This window comes from Mycobacterium helveticum (assembly GCF_007714205.1).
GTDB lineage: Bacteria > Actinomycetota > Actinomycetes > Mycobacteriales > Mycobacteriaceae > Mycobacterium > Mycobacterium helveticum.
Genome location: NZ_VMQU01000320.1, coordinates 1 through 810, shown reverse-complemented (window position 1 = coordinate 810; position 810 = coordinate 1). Strand labels below are relative to the sequence as shown.

The 810-nt window shown below is 64.1% G+C and carries 1 protein-coding gene and 1 pseudogene; both read right to left on the bottom strand.

Annotated features, from left to right (window positions below; translation table 11 throughout):
* Positions 1-156: pseudogene (locus tag FPZ47_RS30090) on the bottom strand (cytochrome P450); the annotation flags it as partial.
* A 177-nt stretch (positions 157-333) separates the two neighbouring features.
* A partial coding sequence (locus FPZ47_RS27705; protein ID WP_136244909.1) for an alpha/beta hydrolase fold domain-containing protein occupies positions 334-810 on the bottom strand: 477 nt, incomplete at its 5' end.

Sequence of the window (810 nt, the reverse complement as noted above, 5' to 3'; positions counted from 1 at the left end):
TCCGCTTCCGGCCGGGGGCGCGGCTAGTTCACGCACTGGCCACCGCCGACTCCACCGGCGAAGTCCGTCGTCCACCCGTTGCGGCGCGGGAATCAAGATGACCGAAGATAACCGTTCCCGGGCTTTATCGACGGGTGCGTGTAGCGGGTTAACCATTGTCGCTCCCCGGCCTGTGGTCGTCGTGGGATGGAGGATCGACCAGCTGTTTACAGTTGGGCCACCAATGTTAATAGTTATACATAATTGCCCTGTTTGTCAAACGGGTCCTTCGCGGTGGGGCGTGACAAAAGCGGTTGCTGCGCGCTAGCCGCCTGCCTGCGTTCGGCCCGTGCGTCAAGGAAACGTGTCTTCGGCCCTGTCTGTGAGAAACGCTCCGCTGAGGTGCAAAGCGTGACGCGCCTCGGGCAAGAGTCGAAACAGGGCTTGGAACACGTGAATCTGGCCGCGAAACACCTGAAGCCGCACGGATGCTCCTGCGGCGCGCATGCGCTCGGCGAGTTGACGGGAGTCGTCGAGCAGCATCTCCCTTCCACCGACCTGGATCAATGTCGGCGGCAAGCCGGTGAGATCTGCGGCGAGGACATTGACGCGGGGGTCGGTCGGGTGGGCATCGCCTACATAGAGGCTGAGCGCACGCGTTGCGGACCGGGCCGATGCGAAAGGATCGCGGCGGCGAGTTTCACGTGCCATCGCCAGCTGGCACGTCAGATCGACGACGGGGGACATGAGTAACATGCCATCGGGCGGCGGGGAGCGATGTGCGAGCGCGCCCAACGAGGTCGCGACGGCGAGTTGGCCGCCCGCCGAATC